Origin of the sequence: Mesorhizobium sp. B2-4-15, assembly GCF_006658505.1 — a bacterium.
Taxonomy (GTDB): domain Bacteria; phylum Pseudomonadota; class Alphaproteobacteria; order Rhizobiales; family Rhizobiaceae; genus Mesorhizobium.
Map to the genome: position 1 here is coordinate 119,512 of NZ_VFUZ01000010.1, position 19,412 is coordinate 138,923.

Here is a 19,412-nt window from a genome sequence, read left to right on the forward strand (position 1 = left end):
GAGGTGCCAAGATGAAAGAAATCTCCTGCAAGTTGCTCGTCATCGGTGCCGGTCCCGGAGGCTATATCTGCGCCATCCGCGCCGGGCAGCTCGGCATCGATACGGTGATCGTCGAGGTGGGCAAGCCGGGTGGCACCTGCCTCAATGTCGGCTGTATTCCTTCCAAGGCGCTGATCCATGCGGCGGAAGAATTCGAGAAGGTGTCGCACATGGCCAGCGGCAAGAGCTCGCTCGGCATCTCGGTGACCGCGCCAGTGCTCGACCTGACCAGGACTATCGCCTGGAAGGACGCCATCGTCAGCCGGCTGAACAGCGGAGTCGCCGGCCTGCTCAAGAAGGCCGGCGTGAAGACCGTGCATGGCTGGGCGACATTCCGTGACGGCAAGACCGTCGAGGTGGAGACCGAGACGGGCATGCAGATGGTCCGGGCCGAGGCGGTCGTCATCGCCACCGGCTCGGCGCCGGTTGAATTGCCGTTCCTGCCGTTCGCCGGACCTGTCATTTCGTCCACCGAAGCGCTGGCGCTGGGCGAGGTCCCCAAGAGGCTCGTGGTCGTCGGTGGCGGCTATATCGGCCTGGAGCTCGGCATCGCCTTCGCCAAGATGGGCGCCAAGGTGACCGTGGTCGAGGCCCTGCCGCGCGTGCTGGCGCAGTACGACGCCGAGCTGACCCGGCCGGTGGTCAAGCGGCTTTCCGCGCTTGGCATCGAGGTGATGACCGGCGCCAAGGCCAAGGGCCTGTCAACCAAGGGCGACGCCCTGCTGGTCGAGACATCGGACGGCAAGAACGCCAAGCTCGCCGCGGACAAGATCCTGGTGACGGTCGGCCGCAAGCCGGTGACCGAAGGCTGGGGGCTCGAGCAGATCGACCTCGACAAGGCGGGCAAGTTCATCCGCATCGACGACCAGTGCCGCACCTCGATGCGCGGCATCTTCGCCATCGGCGATGTCACCGGCGAGCCGATGCTGGCGCACCGGGCGATGGCGCAAGGCGAAATGGTCGCCGAGATCGTCGCCGGCCACAAGCGCGGCTGGGACAGGCGTTCCGTTCCCGCCGTCTGCTTCACCGACCCGGAGCTGGTGACGGCCGGACTGTCGCCCGAAGAGGCCATGGCCCAGGGCGAGATCAAGATTGGCATGTTCCCGTTCGCCGCCAACGGACGGGCGATGACCAAGCTTGGCGAAGATGGCTTCGTTCGCGTCGTCGCCCGCGCCGACAACCATCTGGTGCTCGGCATCCAGGCGGTCGGGCAGGGCGTGTCGGAACTGTCGACGGCCTTTGGGCTGGCGCTGGAGATGGGCGCGCGGCTCGAGGATATCGCCGGAACGATCCATTCCCACCCGACGCAAGGCGAAGGGTTCCAGGAGGCGGCGCTGAAGGCGCTGGGACACGCGCTGCATGTTTAGGTGCAGCAATGTCCTGCAGGTCCGTCCTCGGAGCGCGTGATCTCCCCCCTCGAGGGGGAGATGGCCGGCAGGCCAGAGGGGGTCGGTTCGACGGGATGCGACCTCTAGCGACCGATAGAGGCCGGCGCTCCACGCGCGGGAACCCCCCTCTGTCGCCTTCGGCGACATCTCCCCCTCAAGGAGGGAGATTACGCGCCTCAGCTCGCCAGCCGGCTCACCATTTCGTGCTGGGCGTAGGCGCGGCCGAAGCGGTTGGCGAGGAAGGCGTCCAGCGCGATCTCTTCCTGCTTGACGAAGCCGGTCGCCGGCAGGCTGCCGTCGGCCAGCATGTCGAGCACCGCGCAGATGCCGGACGCCGTGGTGATCTGGATGGCGCTGCGCACGGTCTGGCCGACGCGCCGGGAATAGATCTTGTTGGCGTAGGTTTCCTGCAGCAGGCGGCCGTTCTTGCGGCCGGAGACGGTGACGAAGACGATGACCACGTCCTGCAGCGTTGCCGGCAGGGCGCTCTCGAAAATATCTTTCAGCACGTCGCGGCGGTGGCGCAGCCCAAGGTCGTTGAGCAGCGCCTTCATGATCGCGGCGTGCCCGGGATAGCGGATGGTGCGGTAGTTCAGCGTGCGCACCTTGCCCTTCAGCGTCTCGGCCAGTGTGCCGAGCCCGCCGGAGGTGTTGAACGCCTCGTAGGTGACGCCGTCGAGCGAGAACTCCTCGCGCTCCTCCAGCGGCGGCACTTCGACCAACTCGCCCTCGACGATCGCCTCGCAGGGCTCGCAATATTCGTTGATGACGCCGTCGGTGCTCCAGGTCAGATTGTAGTTCAGCGCGTTGGACGGGTATTGCGGCAAGGCGCCGACGCGCATGCGCACGCTTTCCAGCGTGTCGAAACGGCTGGCGAGATCGTTGGCGACGATCGAGATGAAGCCCGGCGCCAGCCCGCATTGTGGAATGAAGGCGCTCTTGGCGGAACGGGCAAGCTCCTTGACCCGCCTGGTCGAGACGACGTCCTCGGTGAGATCGAGATAGTGCACGCCGGCGCTGGCCGCCGCCTCGGCGATGCGCGTGGTAAGGTGGAAGGGCGCGGCGCTCAACACCGCGAACTTGCCGGCGAGCGCCGCCTCAAGCGCGCCGGGTGCTGCGATATCGAGTTCGAGCGTCTCGATGCCCTCAGGCACTTCGGTCGCGGCGAGCTGCGCCGCCGAGCGGTCGACGACGGTGACGTGGTAATCGCCCGTCGCGGCCAGCATCTCGGCGATGGTCGAGCCAATCTTGCCGGCGCCGACGATAACAATGTTGTTCATGGTCAAATATCCCTGCCAATCCGTGTTTGTCGGGATGATCGCAGCTTGCCTGTCGAAAGGAAGCGTGGAATATGGCAAAGTGAAACCTGTTTTCAGGTAATATGCCGAGGGATTTCGTCGAAATGCTCAGTGAAGCCGAACAGGCCCTGCTCTCCCTGCTGCGCGCCAATGCACGCGCCTCGACAGCTGAATTGGCGCGGCGGCTCGGCGTGTCGCGCACGACGGTACAGAGCCGGATCGAGCGGCTGGAACAGCGCGGCATCATCGCCGGCTATGGCGTCCGGCTGTCGCCGGACTATGAGCAGGGGCTGGTCCGGGCGCATGTGCTGCTCACCGTCACGCCAAAGCTCGCCGACAAGGTGGTGCGGGCATTGCAGGCGCTGCCACCGGTCAGGACGCTCCACTCGGTGAGCGGCAATTTCGATATGATCGTCATCGTCGACGCGCCATCGATCCGCGACCTCGACGCGCTGCTCGACCAGATCGGCGCCATGGACGGGGTCGAGCGGACCTCGTCGTCGATCATCCTGTCGACGCGGATCGACCGCTGAACGGCGGCCGAGGCTATGCGGTCCCCGGGCCGGTCGTGAACGGTTCTACCCTCTTACCGATTTGTAAGAACCCGGCAAAACACCGGTATGATTGACGCGGCAGTGTCGCACTTGAACCGCTGCGGCTGAAATTGTTCCAAGCAAGGCCTGTCGTGTTCCGAAAGGTGGCTTTGACCGTACCGCGCAGTGCTCCCGTCTGGCCGAGCCGAGGGATCTGGATCACGACCAGCGTCGTCCTGCTGGCCATCGCCCTCCTGCTAATCGTCATGTACTACGGCTTCCATCCGCTCTGGTTCTGGTAGTCGGCGGATGCCGTTCGACGGCTGCCACGTGGCCCGCGTCAAGCGCCGGGCGGCCCTGGTTCGCCTTGCGTCCCTGAAAACACTCGGCTCGAATGCCTGATCACCGCGTTCCCCTAGCCCGGATGGATCCGGGCTAGGGGAAGCCGGCGCGCGCCGGCAACAGTCAAGATCGCCGCCGGCTGGGGCTCCGGCCCGGAGCGGTTCATGGTCTCACGGAAAGACGCTACGCATCTTTCCCGGAATTGCTCCGGGTGAGAGCACCTATTTAGCCGGCTGGATGCTCGATGCCGCCAGCTTGCCGGCCTTGGTCGAGTAGGTCACCACCACCTTCTCGCCCACCTTCAGCGTCTCGGCCTCGATGCCTTCCGGCAGGACGAAGGTCTTGCCGTCGGAAAGCGTGATCGAGTCGCCCTTCTTGTCGACACTGGCGATTGTGCCGGTGGCCGCCTTGGCGAAAGCGGCGGTTGAGGACAAGGCGGCGAGTACCATTGCGGCTGCGATAGCTGATTTTTTCATGTTGTTCTTCCCGTTGGCTTGGTTGCGGAGCCGCCGGCTGCTGGCCGATGAGCGGCTCCCGTATCCGGGCCGTTTGGTCGCCGGATTCGTCTCTCCTGACGAGAGACGGATCGAGCCTAGACCGTGGAGTTTTCGATGATCTGGCCGCGGATTTACAAATAGGTAAATCGAGGTCCGGCTTCACAGGTCGCGCAGCAGTTCCGTTGCCTGTCCCGCCGATGGCCTGGCGGACAAAACGGCGGCAGCCACCGAAGCGGCGACGAGGCCGAGCACGGCTGCCAGATAGAGCCAGGGGATCGACAAGGCCTCGGGCGGCGGATCGAATACGCCGGTCAGCAGCTTGACCAGCATCCATGCCGTCAGCAGCCCCGAAAGGAGGCCGAACGCCATGCCGCCGACAAGGATAAGCAGACCTTCGCCCCAAAGGAAGGCCGCGAGCTGGCGGGGTTTGGCGCCGATCGCGGCAAGGATGGCGAAAGGCCGGCGACGCTCGAAGAATCCCAGTGCCAGCATCAGCCCGGCGGCGGCCGCGGCCATGACGACCGCAAAGCCCAGTTCGATTGCCGTCAAACCGCCAAGGTCGACCGCGGTCAGGCTCGAGCCGATGAGATGTGCCGCCTGGCCGATGTCGGCCACCTTCAGCGTTTGATCGAAATCGAGCACCGAAGAAGCCTGTCGCGCCAGCTCGGCGGGATCCGCCTTGGCCCGCATAAGCACATATTCGGATGCATCGGAGCCGGTCATGCGGGCGACATAGGCCGAATTGGCGACAAGGAACGAATCCTTTGGCGCTGTCGGAAATTCGCGGGCGACGCCGATGAACTTGAAGGCCACGGGATGATACTGGTGATCCCTTGCACCGACGAGCCGCAGGTTGATCGTATCGCCTTGCTGGAGCTGGAAATCCTGCACGGTCTCTTCCGACACCAGGACACCGTCCGGCGTCGCGGCGAGCAGGGCAAGCGTGCCGGCGGCGCTGGCGCCGCTGAAATAGGCGTCGGAAAGACCTGTTGCGCGTCCGATGCGATTGGGGTCGATGCCATAAAGATCCTGCAGGTCGGCGCCGACATAGGCAAAACGATGTTGCATGGGTTCGGCCGCCGCCGCATCGGGCAACGAGGCGAGCGCCGCGAGGTGGGCTCCGGCGGGCTTGTCCGTCGTGCCGAAGACGGTGACGTCGGAGCCGTTGGTGAGCTCGGCGTCGATACGTGCCTGGGCATTGTAGGTGGTGTTGAAGATGGCCGTCGAGGTTGCGAAGGAGATGGCCAGCGCGGTCATCGCAATGCCGATCGTCAGGCGGCCCGATTGCCGCGACAGGGCGGCCGATACGATTGGCGCCAGTGCTCCCGATACCGGGGCGACAATCAATCTCAGGAGCGTGCCGTTGCGTGCGATGACCGTGGCCGACAGCCTGATGGTCAGCAGCGCCATGCCGAGCCAGAACAGGGCGGGGGCGACGAACGCCTTGTAGTCCACGGCTGTCGCGGCCACGCCTTCGGGCGCAAGCACGATCTGGTATCCGGTGCTCGCCGATTGCCAGAAGACTAATCCCGCCGCGGCGAGCAGCAGGCCGTCCAGCCACAGGCGCTGCCACAGCGGTGGATGTGGCCGGCTCACGGTGCGCCGCGCCGCCATCACGGTCGCCCAGCGCGCGTCCCGCCAGGCCGGGTAGAGAAAGGCGACGAACCCGACCAGCAGTCCGAAGAAGGCGACAAGAAGCAGCTTCGGCTGGTCCACGCCAAGCGCAGCGTCAAGGCCTGGTGCGGCCATGCCAAGGAGGAATACCACGGCCATGCCGAAGGCGGTTCCGCCAATGGCGGCGACGGCGGCCTCCGTCGCGGACAGAAGCAATATGTCCCTGGCCGTCGCGCCGCGGACGCGAAGCAGCGCCTGCTCGGTGCGCCGGCGTTCCGCGCCGGACGAGGTAACGGCAAAGGTAAGCGCAATCGCCAATGCGATGCCTGGCAGTCCGAGGAACAGAAACAGCACGGAGGCGTACAACGCATCCTCTCGAACCGCTCCGAGGCGCGAGCCGAGATTATCGGCCACCAGGGCCTGGCCGGCGACTCTTGCCTCGAGATTGCGCTGCGCGGCAGTGACAAAGGTATAGGCCGCGACCGGATCCGGCGGCAGCGCCCCGTGCGCGAGCCGCACATGCAATTGCAGCCGGGCGGTGTCGGGGCGCGCCTTGGCCTGCGGGTCGAACGTTTGCCGCCAGGTCTCCTGCGGCAGGATAAGGACGTTGTCGGGCGGGGCCTGTGGCGCTGCCTGAGGCGGCAGACCGACAGCCTGGAACAGGGCGTCGGCGTCGGGCAGGTCGACCACGCCGGCAATCCTGACCTCCGCCGGCGGCAAACCCGTCCGCTGGATCGAGACCGTGTCGCCGGGGGCGACATGGAGGTTGGCAGCGGTCTGCTGGGCAATCAGCGCTCCGTCGGGGCTACCGGAAAGCAACCGGGTCTCCGCCGGGAAATCGCTGGAATACCCGCTATCGAAAGCAACCACCTGGCCAGGCCCCGTCGTCTGGGTCGTGCCGCCGGTTCGAGCCTCGAAACCGGCGACATCGGCATAGCGGACCTGATGCACGGCCTTGACCGGAGCGGCTTCGGTCAGGGCCTTGCCGACGAGACCCGGATCGGCGCCGGAAATCACTTGCACCTGCCAATCGATCGGGACCGCCGACACGGCGCGAGCGGTCATCGATGCACTGGCATTGGCGAGGAAGAGCGCCATCGCCGCAAGCAGGGCGACCGTCAGTGCGATGCCGGCTGCCGCGCCCGCCACGCGCATGAAACGGCGAGCGAGCACACCACGAATCCACAGCAGGAACATCATGCCGCCGCGGTCCCCGGCCGAAGCCCGGTGGTGAGCCGGCCATGGTCCATCGTCCAGCGCGTCGCCATGCGGTTGGCCATGGCTTCGTCATGCGTGGCGACAACCAGGGCGATGTCGGTTCCTTCCAGGCGGTCGAGCACGGCGTCGAAGAAACGCAGCGCGGTTCGGCTGTCCAGCTGCCCGGTTGGTTCATCGGCCAGCACAAGCTTCGGACCCATGACCAGGGCGCGCGCCATGGCGATACGCTGAGCCTGGCCGCCGGACAGTTCCTCCGGCAGTTTGTCGCCGAGTTCGCCGAGGCCGAACGATTGCAGAAGCGATGCCCCGATCTCCTCGGCGCCGGCATTCTCGCCGGCCAGCAGCAAGGGCAGGCCGACGTTCTGGACGGCGGTTAGGGCGGGAAACAGGCTGGGCGACTGGAACACGAAGCCGATCTGGCGCGGCCTCAAGGCCTGGAATGCGCCGAGGCCGGGCCATTCGACGATGCCGGCGGTCGGCCTGTCGAGGCCGCCAAGAATATGCAGCAGCGTCGTCTTGCCGCTGCCCGAAGGTCCGACGAGCGCGATGCGTGCGCCCGACACGATCTCGCAGTCGACATTGCGCAGCACCTCGATCCGACCGGCGTTGCCGTCCCGGAAGTCCCGCCCGAGGTCTTTTGCGACGACAAGCGTTTCACCCACGATCGATCCTCCCATCCTTCAGTCTGATGATGCGATCCGCCCGCTGCGCCAGCGCCTTGCTATGGGTGGCCAGCAGCGTCGCCCGTCCGGCGTCGCGCCTCGCCTCGAAATGAGCGATCAGCCGGGATTCGGTATCGCTATCGACTTCCGCGGTCGGCTCGTCCGCAACCAGGATCAGCGGGTCGGCGGCCAGCGCCACCGCAAGGCCCGCCCGCGCCGTCTCGCCGCCGGACAGCTCGGTCGGAAAGGCACGTGCGCGATGCGAAAGGCCGACGCTTTCCAGCAGGCTGGCCATTCGCCGGTCATCCGGCTTCTTCGCCAGGAGCATCTGCAATCGAAGATTCTGCTCGACATTCAGGTGGCCGAACAGGTTTCCCGATTGCGGCAGAATGCCGAAGCTGGCGGCGCGAACACGCGTGCGATGGGCCTCCGGTCGCCGGGTCAGCCGGACACCGGACACCTCGACATAGCCGCCATCCGGTTCATCGAGGCCGGTTACGCAGGCCAGCAAGGTGGATTTGCCGCTGCCGGAAGGCCCGACCAGGGCAACGATCTCGCCGGCGGCGACGTGGAAACTGACGCCCCGCAACGCGGTCGTCTCGTCATCGCCGATGTGGAAGAACCGATAGATCTCATGCGCGTCCAACGCGTGCATCTCATTTCCACCGGAACGAGTTGGACATCAGTTGCCACTGATCGACATTGTCGGCGCCCTTGGGCGCGTAGAGTTCGAGCACGACGAGCTTGCCGTCCTTGAAATAGAGATAGCGCTCGTTCTCGAGGCGAACCTGCCGGTTGGTTACCGCGTTCGGTTCGGAGTTCGAGGTATAGACGATGCGGATCGCGGCGCCGGCCGGCAGTTTGACCTGCTTGACGGCGCTCACCCGCACGGCGCGCCCGGCGGCCTCGAGCTTGACGACATCGTTCGCCTTGACGCTGTCGACGGTCGGCGCGGTATCCGCCTTGGAAACCGAGACGACGACGCCGTCTAGCTTATCGACGAAGCTGGCGCCGTCGGCACGATCCGACCGTGCCCAACCCTCCGGCACCTTCAGGGTGAACCCTTCCGGTGAAGTATAGTCGATGAAGACCTGCGTATCGGGGATGTCGCCCGGAGGGTTTTTCTCCGGTTGCACGGGTTTCTCGGCGGCCGAGGCCGGCAGGCAGCCAAGCACCGGAGCCAGGACAGCTGTCGTTCCCAGGCATGCTGTGAAGGCGAGAACCGGCAGGACGCCGATGGTTTTCCGAGAATGGGTTTTCATTTTCCGCGGCCTTTCGATGGAAGGTGAAGTCCATCCAGTATGGCGCTGCAAGCTTACGGGCGGGTCGCCAGCCTCATACGCTTTTGTAAGCTATCGGCGCGTTGGCAAGCTTTCGGCTTTGGCTTCCGGCTCTATGGCGCCGGCGATCTTACCAGCGGAAAGCTCACCACCACGGCGAGCCCGGGCCGGCAGTCCTCCAACGTAATGGATGCGCCGTGCAGATCGGCAATGGCCCTGACAAGGCTCAGCCCAAGGCCGCTGCCCGGCGTCGAGCGGCTGTGGTCCAGCCGGTACAGCCGCTGAAACACCCTTTCGCGTTCGTCCGTGGGAATGCCGGGTCCGTTGTCGGCGACGCTGGCAAGAACACGATCGCCCTGACGCGTCACCGACAGTTTGATGGTCGTGCCGGACGGGCAATGGCGAAGCGCGTTCTCCACCAGATTGGCGAACATCTGGGTCAACAGTTCGCGGTCCCCATGGATTCGGTCCGCGGCCTCCTTCAGTTGCCTGGATGACAGCACCTTGCCGTCGTCCTCGGCAACGTCGGTATAGATCTCCGCTATGATTTGCAGGATCTCGTCGAGGTCGACATCGGTGAAGCGCGCCTTGCGCGCGCCGGCCTCGATCTGTGCGATCCGCAACAGCGCATCGAAGGTCTCGTTGATCTGATAGCCCTCGGCCCGCGCATCGGCGAGATCGTCCGAGACGTCCTGATCCTGCGCTGCCTTGTCGGCGGCGCCTTCCAGGATCATCTGCAGGCGATTGAGCGGTGTCTTCAAATCGTGCGCGATGTTGGTGCTGACCTGTTTCATGCCGTCAACCAGGCTCGACAGCCGGTCGAGCGCCGCATTGACCTGGCTGGAGACGATGTCGATGTCGTCGCCATTGCCGGTCAGCGGAATGCGTGTATCCAGCCGGCCATGCGAGACATCGACCATGGTGGCGGCAATGCCGTCGAGACGGCGCTGGACGCGCGAGGCGAGCAGGGCGCCGCCGGCGACCGCCAACCCGGTGATGATCAGGGTTGCCCAGCCGAAGCTCATCAGCATGATCGTTTCCAGTTCGTCCGTCTCGGACAGGCTGAATGCGATCGTCAGGGTGTTGCCGCCGACCGAGCCGGAATAGGCGCGGTATTCGGTATCCGGAGGAATGCCGGGCATTTCGGCGCCGAACAACGAAAAGCCGTCGGGAAGACCCGCCGCGGTGAAATTGCCGGCCAGACGGTTGCCGGCCGCGTCGGTCAGCGAAAAAAGCTGTTCCTTCTTCGGGTTGCGCATGGAGTGGCTCTGGACGGTCTCCACCAGTTCCTTGAGATCGCTGTCGGAATAGGTCGCGGCGACGACGGAATAGGTTTCCTTGATGCTCTCGTCGAGCTGTTCGGCAAGATCGGCGCTCATCATCTGGTAGACGATGGCGCCCGACAGCACGAAAGCCAGCATGAACAGGAAGGCGAATGTCAGGGCGAGCCGGAACGGCGTACTGCGCGGCAGGCGGGCCCATGCTTCCATCATGGCGCGAGCGGTGCGTGCAGGCTGTAGCCGGTGTTACGGACCGTGTGGATCAGCTGGGTTTCGAACGGCTTGTCGATCTTGGCCCGCAGCCGGCTGATATGGGTTTCGACGACGCTGGTCTTGGGGTCGAAATGAAAATCCCAGACGCGTTCCAGAAGCATTGTGCGGGTGATCACGCGGCCCTCGCCGCGCATCAGCACTTCCAGCAGGCTGAACTCGCGCGGCTGCAGGTCGATCGGCTGGCCCTGCCGCGTGACGCGGCGCATGATGAGGTCCATTTCGAGGTCGCCAACCCGCAGAACCGTCTTCTGTTCCTGCGCCGCCGGCCGCCGGCCGAGCGCATTGATGCGGGCAAGCAGCTCGGAAAAGGCGAAGGGCTTGACCAGATAGTCGTCGCCACCCGCCTCCAGGCCCTCGACGCGGTCGTCGACGCCGCCGACGGAGGTGAGAAAGATAGCCGGCGTGCGAACGCCGGCGGCACGGATCGCCTTGACCATCGACAGGCCGTCGAGACCCGGGATCATGCGATCGGCTATGATCACGTCATAGGCGCCGCTGGTCGCGGCGAAAAGCGCGTCATGTCCGTTGCGCAGGAGGTCGCAGACATGGCCGGCCTCTGTCAGCCCCCTGACGATGTAGTCGGCGGTCCTTTGGTCGTCCTCGACGAGAAGAAGTCGCATCGCTGTCCCGGTTGGTTGCCGCTACCGCGAACAGGCTATCACCGGCGCGGGTCCGTTCCTAGGATGGCCGTGACGCCTGCCAGGCGCAGCGCGCGCCCGCCGCGGGTTTATTCCGACTCCAGCAGGATCTCATCCAGCTCATCGGCCTTCTTCCTGAGCGTCATGTAAAGGACAAGGGCGACGATGCAGCCGAGGAATGCCAGGCTGGTGAAGGTGGTGCCGAAGCCGAGGCCGCCATATTCGACCGGCTGCGACAGCAGATCGCCGAAGGAGGCGCCAAGCGGCCGCGTCAGGATATAGGCCAGCCAGAACGCAAGGATGCCGTCCAGATGTTTGAGATAATAGGCGAGTGCGATGAGCGCGATCACGCCGCCGAACAGCAGGCCCGTGGTCAGGTAGCCCATGTCGAAGGTTTCGGCGACAAGATCGCCGGCAGCGGTGCCGAGCGAAAAGGTGAAGAGGATCGCCAGCCAGTAGAAGACCTCGCGCCTTGTGGTGAAGATGGTGTGGATCGAAAGCGTCCGTTCGCTCGCGTACCAGACCGCGAACGTCGCCACGAGCACCACGCTGAAGGCGATCGTCGTGGTCTGCAGCCGCACGCCGAAATTGTCGACGAGGTTGTCGGTGATCAGCGTACCGACGACGCTGATCAGCACCACCGCCAGCCAGTAGGCCCAGGGCACGTAGCGTTTCTGGGCAAACTGGAGGACAAGGGCAACGATCAGGACTCCGGTCATGATCAATGACGTGACGGTCAGCCCGAGCCCGAGGTTGACGGCGAGATAGTCGGCCGCCGTTTCGCCCATGGTCACCGCCATAAGCTTGATCAACCAGAAATCGACAGTGACCTCGGGGACCCTGTTCTGGCTCGGTGCGGCGATGTTTTGCGTGTTGGGAGAAAGCATGGCGACCGTCCTGATGATTCGCGAAAATTACTTGCCCATGACTTTCATGGCCTGGGCGAAGAAGTCGTCGGCGCGCTTGTCGTCATCCGCGTTGCAGCGTTCGATGCCCTTGGTCTCCAGTTCCGAGACCTTGTTCTTGTCGGCATCGCCGAGCTTTGCCGTCGCTTCCGCCGCGCGCAGCGTCTTCAGCGTCTCCTCGCAAGGCGCTGTGGCCGCGAAAACGGAGGAGACCGGACCGGAGACGGCGACGATGCCCAGTGCAATGGCGAGCGCGTATCTTCTCATGAGATGTTTTCCTGTCTGGTTCCGGTTGCCCGGCTGTGGGTTGATTCTGGCTCGCAGGAGGAGCAAGCCGGCATCTCGACAGTAGGGACGCGAATTCACACTCGCCTGTCCGCCGCCATACAATTTCGTAAGAATGGGCGCCGATCGGCCAAAAGGCCTTTACGAAAGCCTCGTGGTGCGCTGATAGAAGGCCACTGCCTTGCATCCGCCATCAATGGCGTGCCCCAGTGCTCCCGGGCCTGTCAGCGCCCAAGGAAAACACCAATGACCTACGCGCCCCTCAAGCCGGTTTCCGATGCCTTTGTCCAGCGCAAGCGACTGATCTTCGTGCGGGTCGCGGCGGTATTCGCCGTGCTGCTTCTGTTTTTCGCCAAGCCAGCCTTGAGCGAGGGCTCGAGCGGCCATGAGACGCTCGAGCAACTTGGCCTCAGCCTGGTGCTCGTCTGTATCGTCGGGCGGCTGTGGAGCATCCTCTATGTCGGCGGCAAGAAGAACCAGGAACTGGTCTCGACCGGACCGTTTTCGATGACCCAGAACCCGCTCTATTTCTTCTCGACAGTGGGCGCGGTCGGCATCGGATTGATCTATGGCTCCCTGATGGCGGCCCTGCTGCTGGGCGCCGCCTCCTTCTTCATCTTTCGCGTCACCGCGCGCAAGGAAGCCGGATTCCTGCTGGGCAAGTTCGGGCCGGCTTACGTCGCCTATATCGAGGCCACCCCCCGCTTCTGGCCGAACCCGCTGCTTTACCGCGACCATGACGAGCTGCAGTTCTCGACGCGCGCGCTCAAGCGCACCTTCCTCGACGGGCTTTATTTCCTCGCCATCTTCCCGGCCATCGAGCTGATCGAATATTTCCGGGAGACGGGCCTGCTGTTCCCGGCCTTCGTCACGCTCTACTGATCATCCGCGCCCGCCCGGCAATCATCAGGAAAATCGTTTCAGGTCGTGCGGCACTTCGACCAGTGCGGTTCAGCGCCAGGATCGTCGGCCGCTCCAAGCCTCGGTACAATTCCGGACGAAACCGCAACGCGCGGTCCGGGAATACGCTATGCTCCCAGCGGATAAGGCATGTAGCCGACGAAGCCCGCGATCTTCCAGCTCCCGCCGACCTTCCTGCAGAAATACAGCGTCTGCCATTTCAGCCTGTCTACGCCGCCGTCGGCCTTGGCGACGGAGCCGTCGAACTTCTTGTGCAGCACGGCGCGGTCGCCATCGACATCGATGTCGCGCAGATTGGTGACGCGAAACAGCGCCTCGCGCAGCGGTTCCGCGAATTCCGTCGCCGCCGTCTCCTTGGCCTGGCGCAGCCACTCGTCGCGATAGACTTCCAGCCTCGGGAACTGCAACCGCCATGCGTCGGCATTGGCGAGGAAATGCGCATGCATGCCGAAAAAGCTTTCGGCGACGAAATCATTCTCGACCATCGACCAGTCCTGGCCGATGAAGGCGTCGATATCGCGCCGCACCAGCATTTCCCACAGCGCGTGGCGGTCGGCGTCGCCCGATGGAAACGGGTTCTTGTCGAAGGTCATTGTCGGGTTCTCCGGTCTCGCAAGGCATCTGTCCGCCGCGGCTTCTAGACCGTCCGGCAAGCGCGCACGATGCAGGCGCTTATGTAATAAAGCAACATGGTTTTCGAAGAATGTTGCTTTCCAACAAGACCTCTATCGGGATCGCCCCGATCGCGGTAAATCTGCGCCAAGCGGGCGCCGTCCTGGCGCCGCGTCGCGTCATCGGAGGAGGTCATCCCTTGCCCAAGCAGACTTTTGGAACATCCCATGTGCCGCTGTCGCCCGCCGTGCGGGCCGGCGATTTCGTCTATGTCTCGGGCCAGGTCCCGGTCGGCGGCGATGGCATCGTGGTGAAAGGCAGCATTACCGAACAGACCGAGCAGGTGCTCGCCAATGTGAAGGCCGCGCTCGCACTGGCCGGCTGCACCCTGGACGATGTGGTGAAAACCACCGTCTGGCTCGAGGACGCGCGCGATTTCGGCGCCTTCAATGCCGTCTACGCCAGGCACTTTCCCAAGAACCCGCCGGCCCGCACCACGGTCGAATCGCGGCTGATGATCGATATCAAGATCGAGGTCGAGGCGGTCGCCTACCGGCCGGTCTGACAAAGGCAAAGGAAGCGGAGGTTCCCCCATGCAATTCGACCTCCTGCTGAAGGGCGGACGGCTGATCGATCCGGCGTCGGGGCTCGACGCGCCTCGCGATGTCGCCATCGCCAATGGCCGTGTCGCGGCGGTCGACGCCGACATCCCCGTGACCAGAGCCGCGCAGGTCGTCGACGCGACCGGCTGCATCGTCGCGCCCGGCCTGATCGACCTGCACAGTCACGTCTATTGGGGCGGCACCTCGCTCGGCGTCGACGCCGACCGGCTCGCCGCCAAGAGCGGCACCACCACTTTCATCGACGCGGGAAGTGCCGGCGCCGGCAATTTCCTCGGCTTCCGCCGCCACGTCATGGAGCGCTCGAAGACGCGCATCCTGGCCTATGTCAACATTTCCTTCGCCGGCATCTTCGGCTTCTCGCAGACAGTGTCGGTCGGCGAGTGCAGCGATCTCAGGCTGTGCGAACCGCGCGAGGTGGTCGCGGCGGCGCGTGAGCACGCCGACGTCGTCGTCGGCGTCAAGGTCCGTTCCGGCAAGCATGCCGGCGGCACCAGCGGCATCGCGCCGGTCGATCTCGCGCTGGAGGCCGCCGACAAGGCTGGCTTGCCGCTGATGGCGCATATCGACGAGCCGCCGCCCGGCCGCTCGGAAGTGCTGCCGCGCCTGCGCCGGGGCGATATCCTCACCCACTGCTTCCGGCCGTTCCCCAATGCGCCGGTCTTCGCTTCCGGCGCGGTGCGGCCCGACATGCGGCTGGCGCGTGAGCGCGGCGTCATTTTCGATCTCGGCCATGGCATGGGCTCGTTCGACTTCGACGTCGCCCGCGCCATGCTCGCCGAGGGTCTGGCGCCCGACGTCATCTCGAGCGACGTGCATCTCTACTGCGTCGATGGTCCGGCCTTCGACATACTGGTCTGCATGTCGAAGCTGATCGCGCTCGGCATGCCGCTGGTCGAGGTGCTGCGCGCCGCGACGCAGGCTCCGGCGCGGGCGATCGCGCGGCCAGATCTCGGCACGCTGGCTGTCGGCGCTGTCGGCGACGTCGCCGTGCTTCGCCAGCGGTCGGGCCGCTTCACTTTCGTCGACGCGGTCGGCGCCTCGCTGGTCGCCGACCAGCGGCTGGTGTCGGAAGGCATCGTCATCGGCGGCACCTGGTGGCCGAACGAGGCGGCGAACGACCTCGGCGAGACCGAGCGTTTCGAGGCACATGCCAACCATACCCATGTCGAGGTCGCTGCCCGGCACTTCGGGCATCGGCACGAGTGAGGCCTTACCGGCGAGGTCGGGGGTCGGCGGTCAGGCGACCGCCGGGGCAGTCATGCCAGGCCGAGCGTGTTCAGGAAACTCACGACATCCATCGTCGTCAAAAGCTCGATACGCGCGCGGATCAGGTCATCGCTCCAGTCCCACCATTTCAACGATTGCAGGCGCTCGATGACATCGGGCGCGAACCGGTAGCGCATGACACGAGCCGGATTGCCGACCGCGATGGCATAGGGCGGAATCTCCCTCGTGACGATGCTGCCGGCACCGATCACCGCTCCATTACCGATCGTGACGCCGCTGAGGATGACACAGCGGGCACCGATCCAGACGTCATGGCCGACCGTGATCGGACCCTTGCCGACGGTTCCATTTCCGTTGCGGATCTTCCCGTCCACGGATTGGATCGGATAGGTGGTCGCGCTGTCGAGGCGGTGTTCCGCCGCGCAGATAAAGAGAACGTCGGGGCCGACCGAACAGAATGATCCTATCCGCACCGGCACGGTTTCACGCGGAACGAAGAACGATTTCTTGCTGAGGCCGTAAGTATGACGCCCGATCTCGACACCTGGCAGTGGCGGCAACGGGTCCTTTTTCAGTCCAAGCTTGATGCGAAGCCCTCTTAGAAATCCCATCGGCGTCCTCCCCCGAGTCGCCGGGCACTATAGCGGGAATCCTTACTGCATCTGAAACCTTCGAGGACGATTTTTCGTCCGGGCTGGTCCGGTGGCCCCAGCTCCTTCAATTCCGGCGTGAGAAATTGCTCGGCGGCCCATAAACCGGCGTCGCGATGCCTTCCATGCGCGCCTTGATCTGCAGCGCCACATATTTCGAATAGAAGCGCGACAGCGCCAGGTTGCCGCCATGGAACCACAGCGCTTCCTGCGCCGTCGGCTTCCACATGTTGCGCAGCTCGCCTTGCCACGGGCCAGGGTCGCCGTTGACGCCGGAGCCAAGGCCCCAGCAGGGACCGACCTTGTCGGCGACTTCGCGCGAGACGAGCGCGGCCACATTCTCGTTCATCGACTGGTAGCCGGTGCAGGCAATGATGGCGTCGGCCTCGATCTCGGTGCCGTCATCGAACAGGATGCCGTTCGGCGTCAGCGACTTGATCGCCACGCCACTGCGGATGCCGATCTTGCCGTCGATGATCAGGTCCGAGGCTCCGACGTCGATGTAGTAGCCGGAGCCGGTGCGGTAGGCCTTCATCAGCAGGCCCGTCTCGTCGTCGCCGAAATCGATGGCGAAGCCCGAGGCACGCAGGCGATCGTAGAAGCCCGCGTCGCGCGCCCGGATGACGTCGTAGAGCGCCCGCTGGCCCCTGGGCACCAGAGCGAACGGCGTCGAGGCGACAATCATGTCGGCCTTCTCGGTGGTGATGCCGCGCGCCAGCGCGCTTTCCGAGAAGATTTCAAAGCCTACTTCCATAAGCGTGTCCGACTTGACCACGGTGGTCGGCGAGCGCTGGATCATGGTGACGTCGGCGCCGCTCTCCCAAAGGTCGACGCAGACGTCATGCCCGGAGCTTGCCGCGCCGATGACCGCGACCTTCCTGCCACGGAATTTCTCGCCGCTCGAATACTGGCTGGAATGCAGCAACTCGCCCTTGAACTGGTCCGCGCCGGCCAGGTCGATCTTTCGCGGCGGCCCGTAGGCGCCGGTGGCGAAGACGATGTGCTTCGGCTTCAGCGTGACCTGCCTGCCGACGCGATCGACCACCACGGTCCAGACCTTCTCCGCCTCGTCATAGCTCGCGCTGAGGCACTTGGTGGCGGCCCAGTAATTGAGCTCCATGACGCGCGTGTACATTTCCAGCCAGTCGCCCATCTTGTCCTTGGGCGTGAAGACCGGCCAGTTATCGGGAAACGGAATGTAGGGCAGATGGTCGTACCAGACCGGATCGTGCAGCACGAGCGTGCGGTAGCGGTTGCGCCAGGAATCGCCTGGCCGCGCGTTCTTCTCGATGACGACGGTCGGCACGCCGAGCTGCCTGAGACGCGCGCCGAGCATGATGCCGCCCTGACCGCCACCGATGACCAGGCAATAGGGCTGCTCGGAGGCGCCAAGTTCGCGCGTCTCGCGCGCCCGCGCCTCCGACCAGGTCTCGCGCTCGGGATCGGCCTTATGGCGCACGCCGAGCGGCCGCGCCGCGCCCTTGCGCTCCTCGAAGCCTTTCAGGTCCGTCATGGCGGTGAACAATGTCCGGCAACGTCCGTCGCGCAGGCGCATGACGCCTTGTCCCGAGGCGACCGCGGTCTCGAATGTGAACCAGGCTTCAATCGTGCCTTCGTCCGAGGTCGCCTCGCCGCTGAGCTGCCATGCGGCGGGTTTCGTCGTCGCCAGCGTCGCCTTGAGCATGTCGGTGATGGCCTCGCGGCCTTCCATGGTCTTCACGTTCCAGGTGAAGGTCAGAAGATCGCGCCAGTAGCAATCGTCGACGAACAGATTGCCGGCCGCCGCCACGTCGCCGGCTTCAAGCGCCTGCGCAAAGGAGCCGAGCCATGCGGCCGCCTGTTTCGTTGGTGCCATTTCGAGCATGTCTGTCCCTCTTCCTGCAATGCGCCCCATCCGTTGGGACGGTAACTGTCCAACCCTGCGCTGCCCCTCATCCGCCTGCCGGCACCTTCTCCCCGTGAACGGGGAGAAGAGACTAGTCCCCCAGCGGCTCCATCTCCTTGCCGGTGCGGTGGATCTGGGCGTTGTACTTGATGCGGCGCACCGTCTCGCGCGCCGGGCCATCGAGCTTGTAGGCCGAGGCCACCGCCAAGAGGTCGATCATCGCCAGGAAGGCGAAGCGCGATGCGGTCGGCTTCAGCGTGTCGGGATATTCGGGCACGGCAACCGTCAGCCTGACGTCGCAGGCGCGCGCGAGCTCGGTGTCGGGCGCGGTCACGGCGATGGCGTTGGCGCGGTAGTGCTTGGCGAGTTCGACCGCCTCTATCACCTCGCGCGTGCGCCCGGTCGCCGAAATGGCGATCACCAGATCGCCGGGCTTCAGCGTCGAGGCGGTCATGCGCATCAGGTAGGGATCGCACTGGGCGCTGATCGATATGCCGTAGCGAAACAACCGGTATTGGGTTTCCTGTGCCAGCGCCGAGGAACTGCCGCCCAGCCCGAACACGGTAACCTGGCGCGCCTTGGCAATGAGTTCGGCGGCCTTCTGCAGCTGCGCCGGGTCGAGTTGGCGCTCGGCCTCCTGCAGGGCCCGGCGTGCTTCGCCGAACACCGCGTTCCAGAACGGCATGCCGTTGTCGCCGCTGGTCGCCGGCGGCTTGGCCAGATAAAGCGCGCCGACGACAAGACTCTGCGCCAGCTTCAGCTTGAAATCGCGCACGCCCTCGCAGCCGATGGCGCGGCAGAACCGGGTGACCGTCGGTTCGCTGACCCCGGCGCGCTGGGCAAGGGCCGCATTGGAGGCGTCGACGGCGTATTTGACGTCGTCCAACACGACATCGGCGACGCGGCGCTCGGCCGGGCGCAGCTCGGCATAGGAATCCTTGACCAGTGAGATGATGTCGGGGATGCGCCGGAGGTCGCGCCCTTCCAGATCACTGCTCACTTCCTGGCTGTCAGCTTCGGTCATCAAGTCGGTCTTCCCTGTCTTTTCGACCTGACCTCTTACCATGTTTGCACGCTGTCGTTCCATGCGCCTGGCCATGGATGCAACCGGTGCGTGCCGCCAGGGCATGCCGGAGCCCTTGCGCTGAGTATGTAGGAAAGCAACACGAATTTCAAGACGGAGAAAAACGCACAATAACAATGGATTAATGGAAGCTCGGAATTTTCATTATACGTTTGCCA

At 64.8% G+C, this 19,412-nt stretch carries 19 protein-coding genes; 5 read left to right on the forward strand and 14 right to left on the reverse strand.

From position 1 onward, the window contains the following. The first annotated feature begins 11 nt into the window (after positions 1-11). Positions 12-1,406 (forward strand): dihydrolipoyl dehydrogenase, encoded by a 1,395-nt coding sequence (gene lpdA, locus FJ930_RS14415; protein ID WP_141838488.1) that lies wholly within the window; start codon positions 12-14, stop codon positions 1,404-1,406. A 197-nt stretch (positions 1,407-1,603) separates the two neighbouring features. Here the strand turns inward: lpdA and FJ930_RS14420 are convergent, their stop codons facing one another. After that, positions 1,604-2,707, reverse strand: a complete 1,104-nt coding sequence (locus FJ930_RS14420) for a saccharopine dehydrogenase family protein (RefSeq protein ID WP_181763377.1) — start codon at positions 2,705-2,707, stop codon at positions 1,604-1,606. Between the two features lie 122 nt (positions 2,708-2,829). On the opposite strand from FJ930_RS14420, the gene FJ930_RS14425 reads away from it, so the two are divergent. Continuing rightward, a complete protein-coding gene (locus FJ930_RS14425; RefSeq protein ID WP_140740809.1) occupies positions 2,830-3,258 on the forward strand; it encodes an Lrp/AsnC family transcriptional regulator in 429 nt (142 codons plus the stop codon). Positions 3,259-3,821: 563 nt separating this feature from the next. On the opposite strand, the gene FJ930_RS14430 is transcribed toward FJ930_RS14425, so the two are convergent. From FJ930_RS14430 to FJ930_RS14470, 9 genes are all read right to left on the reverse strand, one after another. Then, a complete protein-coding gene (locus FJ930_RS14430; RefSeq protein ID WP_141838492.1) occupies positions 3,822-4,076 on the reverse strand; it encodes a DUF1344 domain-containing protein in 255 nt (84 codons plus the stop codon). 180 nt (positions 4,077-4,256) lie between these two features. Further along, complete coding sequence (locus FJ930_RS14435; RefSeq protein WP_141838494.1) at positions 4,257-6,911, reverse strand: ABC transporter permease; 2,655 nt, start codon at positions 6,909-6,911, stop codon at positions 4,257-4,259. Beyond that, on the reverse strand, positions 6,908-7,591 hold the full coding sequence (locus FJ930_RS14440) for an ABC transporter ATP-binding protein (RefSeq protein WP_246676918.1): 684 nt from the start codon (positions 7,589-7,591) through the stop codon (positions 6,908-6,910). The genes FJ930_RS14435 and FJ930_RS14440 overlap by 4 nt, the downstream gene beginning before the upstream one ends. Continuing rightward, positions 7,584-8,246, reverse strand: coding sequence for an ABC transporter ATP-binding protein (locus FJ930_RS14445; protein WP_140740459.1), 663 nt, complete (start codon positions 8,244-8,246; stop codon positions 7,584-7,586). The genes FJ930_RS14440 and FJ930_RS14445 overlap by 8 nt, the downstream gene beginning before the upstream one ends. A 1-nt stretch (position 8,247) precedes the next feature. After that, complete coding sequence (locus tag FJ930_RS14450) at positions 8,248-8,853, reverse strand: hypothetical protein (RefSeq protein ID WP_141838498.1); 606 nt, start codon at positions 8,851-8,853, stop codon at positions 8,248-8,250. A gap of 131 nt (positions 8,854-8,984) precedes the next feature. Then, complete coding sequence (locus FJ930_RS14455; RefSeq protein WP_141838500.1) at positions 8,985-10,364, reverse strand: ATP-binding protein; 1,380 nt, start codon at positions 10,362-10,364, stop codon at positions 8,985-8,987. Then, on the reverse strand, positions 10,361-11,044 hold the full coding sequence (locus tag FJ930_RS14460; RefSeq protein ID WP_141838502.1) for a winged helix-turn-helix domain-containing protein: 684 nt from the start codon (positions 11,042-11,044) through the stop codon (positions 10,361-10,363). The genes FJ930_RS14455 and FJ930_RS14460 overlap by 4 nt, the downstream gene beginning before the upstream one ends. A gap of 107 nt (positions 11,045-11,151) precedes the next feature. Then, positions 11,152-11,949 (reverse strand): hypothetical protein, encoded by a 798-nt coding sequence (locus tag FJ930_RS14465; RefSeq protein ID WP_141838504.1) that lies wholly within the window; start codon positions 11,947-11,949, stop codon positions 11,152-11,154. Positions 11,950-11,976: 27 nt separating this feature from the next. Next, complete coding sequence (locus FJ930_RS14470; RefSeq protein ID WP_140740474.1) at positions 11,977-12,234, reverse strand: hypothetical protein; 258 nt, start codon at positions 12,232-12,234, stop codon at positions 11,977-11,979. Between the two features lie 264 nt (positions 12,235-12,498). Between FJ930_RS14470 and FJ930_RS14475 the strand changes: the two genes are divergently transcribed. Beyond that, positions 12,499-13,134, forward strand: coding sequence for an isoprenylcysteine carboxylmethyltransferase family protein (locus FJ930_RS14475; protein WP_141838506.1), 636 nt, complete (start codon positions 12,499-12,501; stop codon positions 13,132-13,134). A gap of 146 nt (positions 13,135-13,280) precedes the next feature. On the opposite strand, the gene FJ930_RS14480 is transcribed toward FJ930_RS14475, so the two are convergent. Beyond that, positions 13,281-13,766, reverse strand: a complete 486-nt coding sequence (locus FJ930_RS14480; RefSeq protein ID WP_141838508.1) for a hypothetical protein — start codon at positions 13,764-13,766, stop codon at positions 13,281-13,283. Positions 13,767-13,984: 218 nt separating this feature from the next. Between FJ930_RS14480 and FJ930_RS14485 the strand changes: the two genes are divergently transcribed. After that, positions 13,985-14,350 carry a RidA family protein gene (locus FJ930_RS14485; RefSeq protein ID WP_141838510.1) on the forward strand — a complete coding sequence of 122 codons (366 nt, stop codon included), beginning with the start codon at positions 13,985-13,987 and terminating at the stop codon, positions 14,348-14,350. A gap of 28 nt (positions 14,351-14,378) precedes the next feature. Next, positions 14,379-15,614 carry an amidohydrolase/deacetylase family metallohydrolase gene (locus FJ930_RS14490; RefSeq protein WP_141838512.1) on the forward strand — a complete coding sequence of 412 codons (1,236 nt, stop codon included), beginning with the start codon at positions 14,379-14,381 and terminating at the stop codon, positions 15,612-15,614. 50 nt (positions 15,615-15,664) lie between these two features. Here FJ930_RS14490 and FJ930_RS14495 read toward each other — a convergent pair whose 3' ends face one another. From FJ930_RS14495 to FJ930_RS14505, 3 genes are all read right to left on the reverse strand, one after another. Continuing rightward, entirely contained in the window at positions 15,665-16,246 is a 582-nt protein-coding gene (locus tag FJ930_RS14495; protein ID WP_141838515.1) for a CatB-related O-acetyltransferase, read from the reverse strand. Positions 16,247-16,352: 106 nt separating this feature from the next. Next, complete coding sequence (locus tag FJ930_RS14500; protein WP_141838517.1) at positions 16,353-18,149, reverse strand: NAD(P)/FAD-dependent oxidoreductase; 1,797 nt, start codon at positions 18,147-18,149, stop codon at positions 16,353-16,355. A gap of 112 nt (positions 18,150-18,261) precedes the next feature. Further along, positions 18,262-19,194: a MurR/RpiR family transcriptional regulator gene (locus FJ930_RS14505; protein WP_140697548.1), complete on the reverse strand. Its 933-nt coding sequence runs from the start codon at positions 19,192-19,194 to the stop codon at positions 18,262-18,264. Between the last annotated feature and the right edge of the window lie 218 nt (positions 19,195-19,412).

Excerpts from the sequence above, each read along its gene's own strand:
- lpdA (WP_141838488.1), top strand. The coding sequence starts at position 12 with ATGAAAGAAATCTCCTGCAAGTTGCTCGTCATCGGTGCCGGTCCCGGA.
- FJ930_RS14420 (WP_181763377.1), bottom strand. The coding sequence starts at position 2,707 with ATGAACAACATTGTTATCGTCGGCGCCGGCAAGATTGGCTCGACCATC.
- FJ930_RS14425 (WP_140740809.1), top strand. The coding sequence starts at position 2,830 with ATGCTCAGTGAAGCCGAACAGGCCCTGCTCTCCCTGCTGCGCGCCAAT.
- FJ930_RS14430 (WP_141838492.1), bottom strand. The coding sequence starts at position 4,076 with ATGAAAAAATCAGCTATCGCAGCCGCAATGGTACTCGCCGCCTTGTCC.
- FJ930_RS14435 (WP_141838494.1), bottom strand. The coding sequence starts at position 6,911 with ATGATGTTCCTGCTGTGGATTCGTGGTGTGCTCGCTCGCCGTTTCATG.
- FJ930_RS14445 (WP_140740459.1), bottom strand. The coding sequence starts at position 8,246 with ATGCACGCGTTGGACGCGCATGAGATCTATCGGTTCTTCCACATCGGC.
- FJ930_RS14450 (WP_141838498.1), bottom strand. The coding sequence starts at position 8,853 with ATGAAAACCCATTCTCGGAAAACCATCGGCGTCCTGCCGGTTCTCGCC.
- FJ930_RS14455 (WP_141838500.1), bottom strand. The coding sequence starts at position 10,364 with ATGATGGAAGCATGGGCCCGCCTGCCGCGCAGTACGCCGTTCCGGCTC.
- FJ930_RS14460 (WP_141838502.1), bottom strand. The coding sequence starts at position 11,044 with ATGCGACTTCTTCTCGTCGAGGACGACCAAAGGACCGCCGACTACATC.
- FJ930_RS14465 (WP_141838504.1), bottom strand. The coding sequence starts at position 11,949 with ATGCTTTCTCCCAACACGCAAAACATCGCCGCACCGAGCCAGAACAGG.
- FJ930_RS14470 (WP_140740474.1), bottom strand. The coding sequence starts at position 12,234 with ATGAGAAGATACGCGCTCGCCATTGCACTGGGCATCGTCGCCGTCTCC.
- FJ930_RS14475 (WP_141838506.1), top strand. The coding sequence starts at position 12,499 with ATGACCTACGCGCCCCTCAAGCCGGTTTCCGATGCCTTTGTCCAGCGC.
- FJ930_RS14480 (WP_141838508.1), bottom strand. The coding sequence starts at position 13,766 with ATGACCTTCGACAAGAACCCGTTTCCATCGGGCGACGCCGACCGCCAC.
- FJ930_RS14490 (WP_141838512.1), top strand. The coding sequence starts at position 14,379 with ATGCAATTCGACCTCCTGCTGAAGGGCGGACGGCTGATCGATCCGGCG.
- FJ930_RS14495 (WP_141838515.1), bottom strand. The coding sequence starts at position 16,246 with ATGGGATTTCTAAGAGGGCTTCGCATCAAGCTTGGACTGAAAAAGGAC.
- FJ930_RS14500 (WP_141838517.1), bottom strand. The coding sequence starts at position 18,149 with ATGCTCGAAATGGCACCAACGAAACAGGCGGCCGCATGGCTCGGCTCC.
- FJ930_RS14505 (WP_140697548.1), bottom strand. The coding sequence starts at position 19,194 with ATGACCGAAGCTGACAGCCAGGAAGTGAGCAGTGATCTGGAAGGGCGC.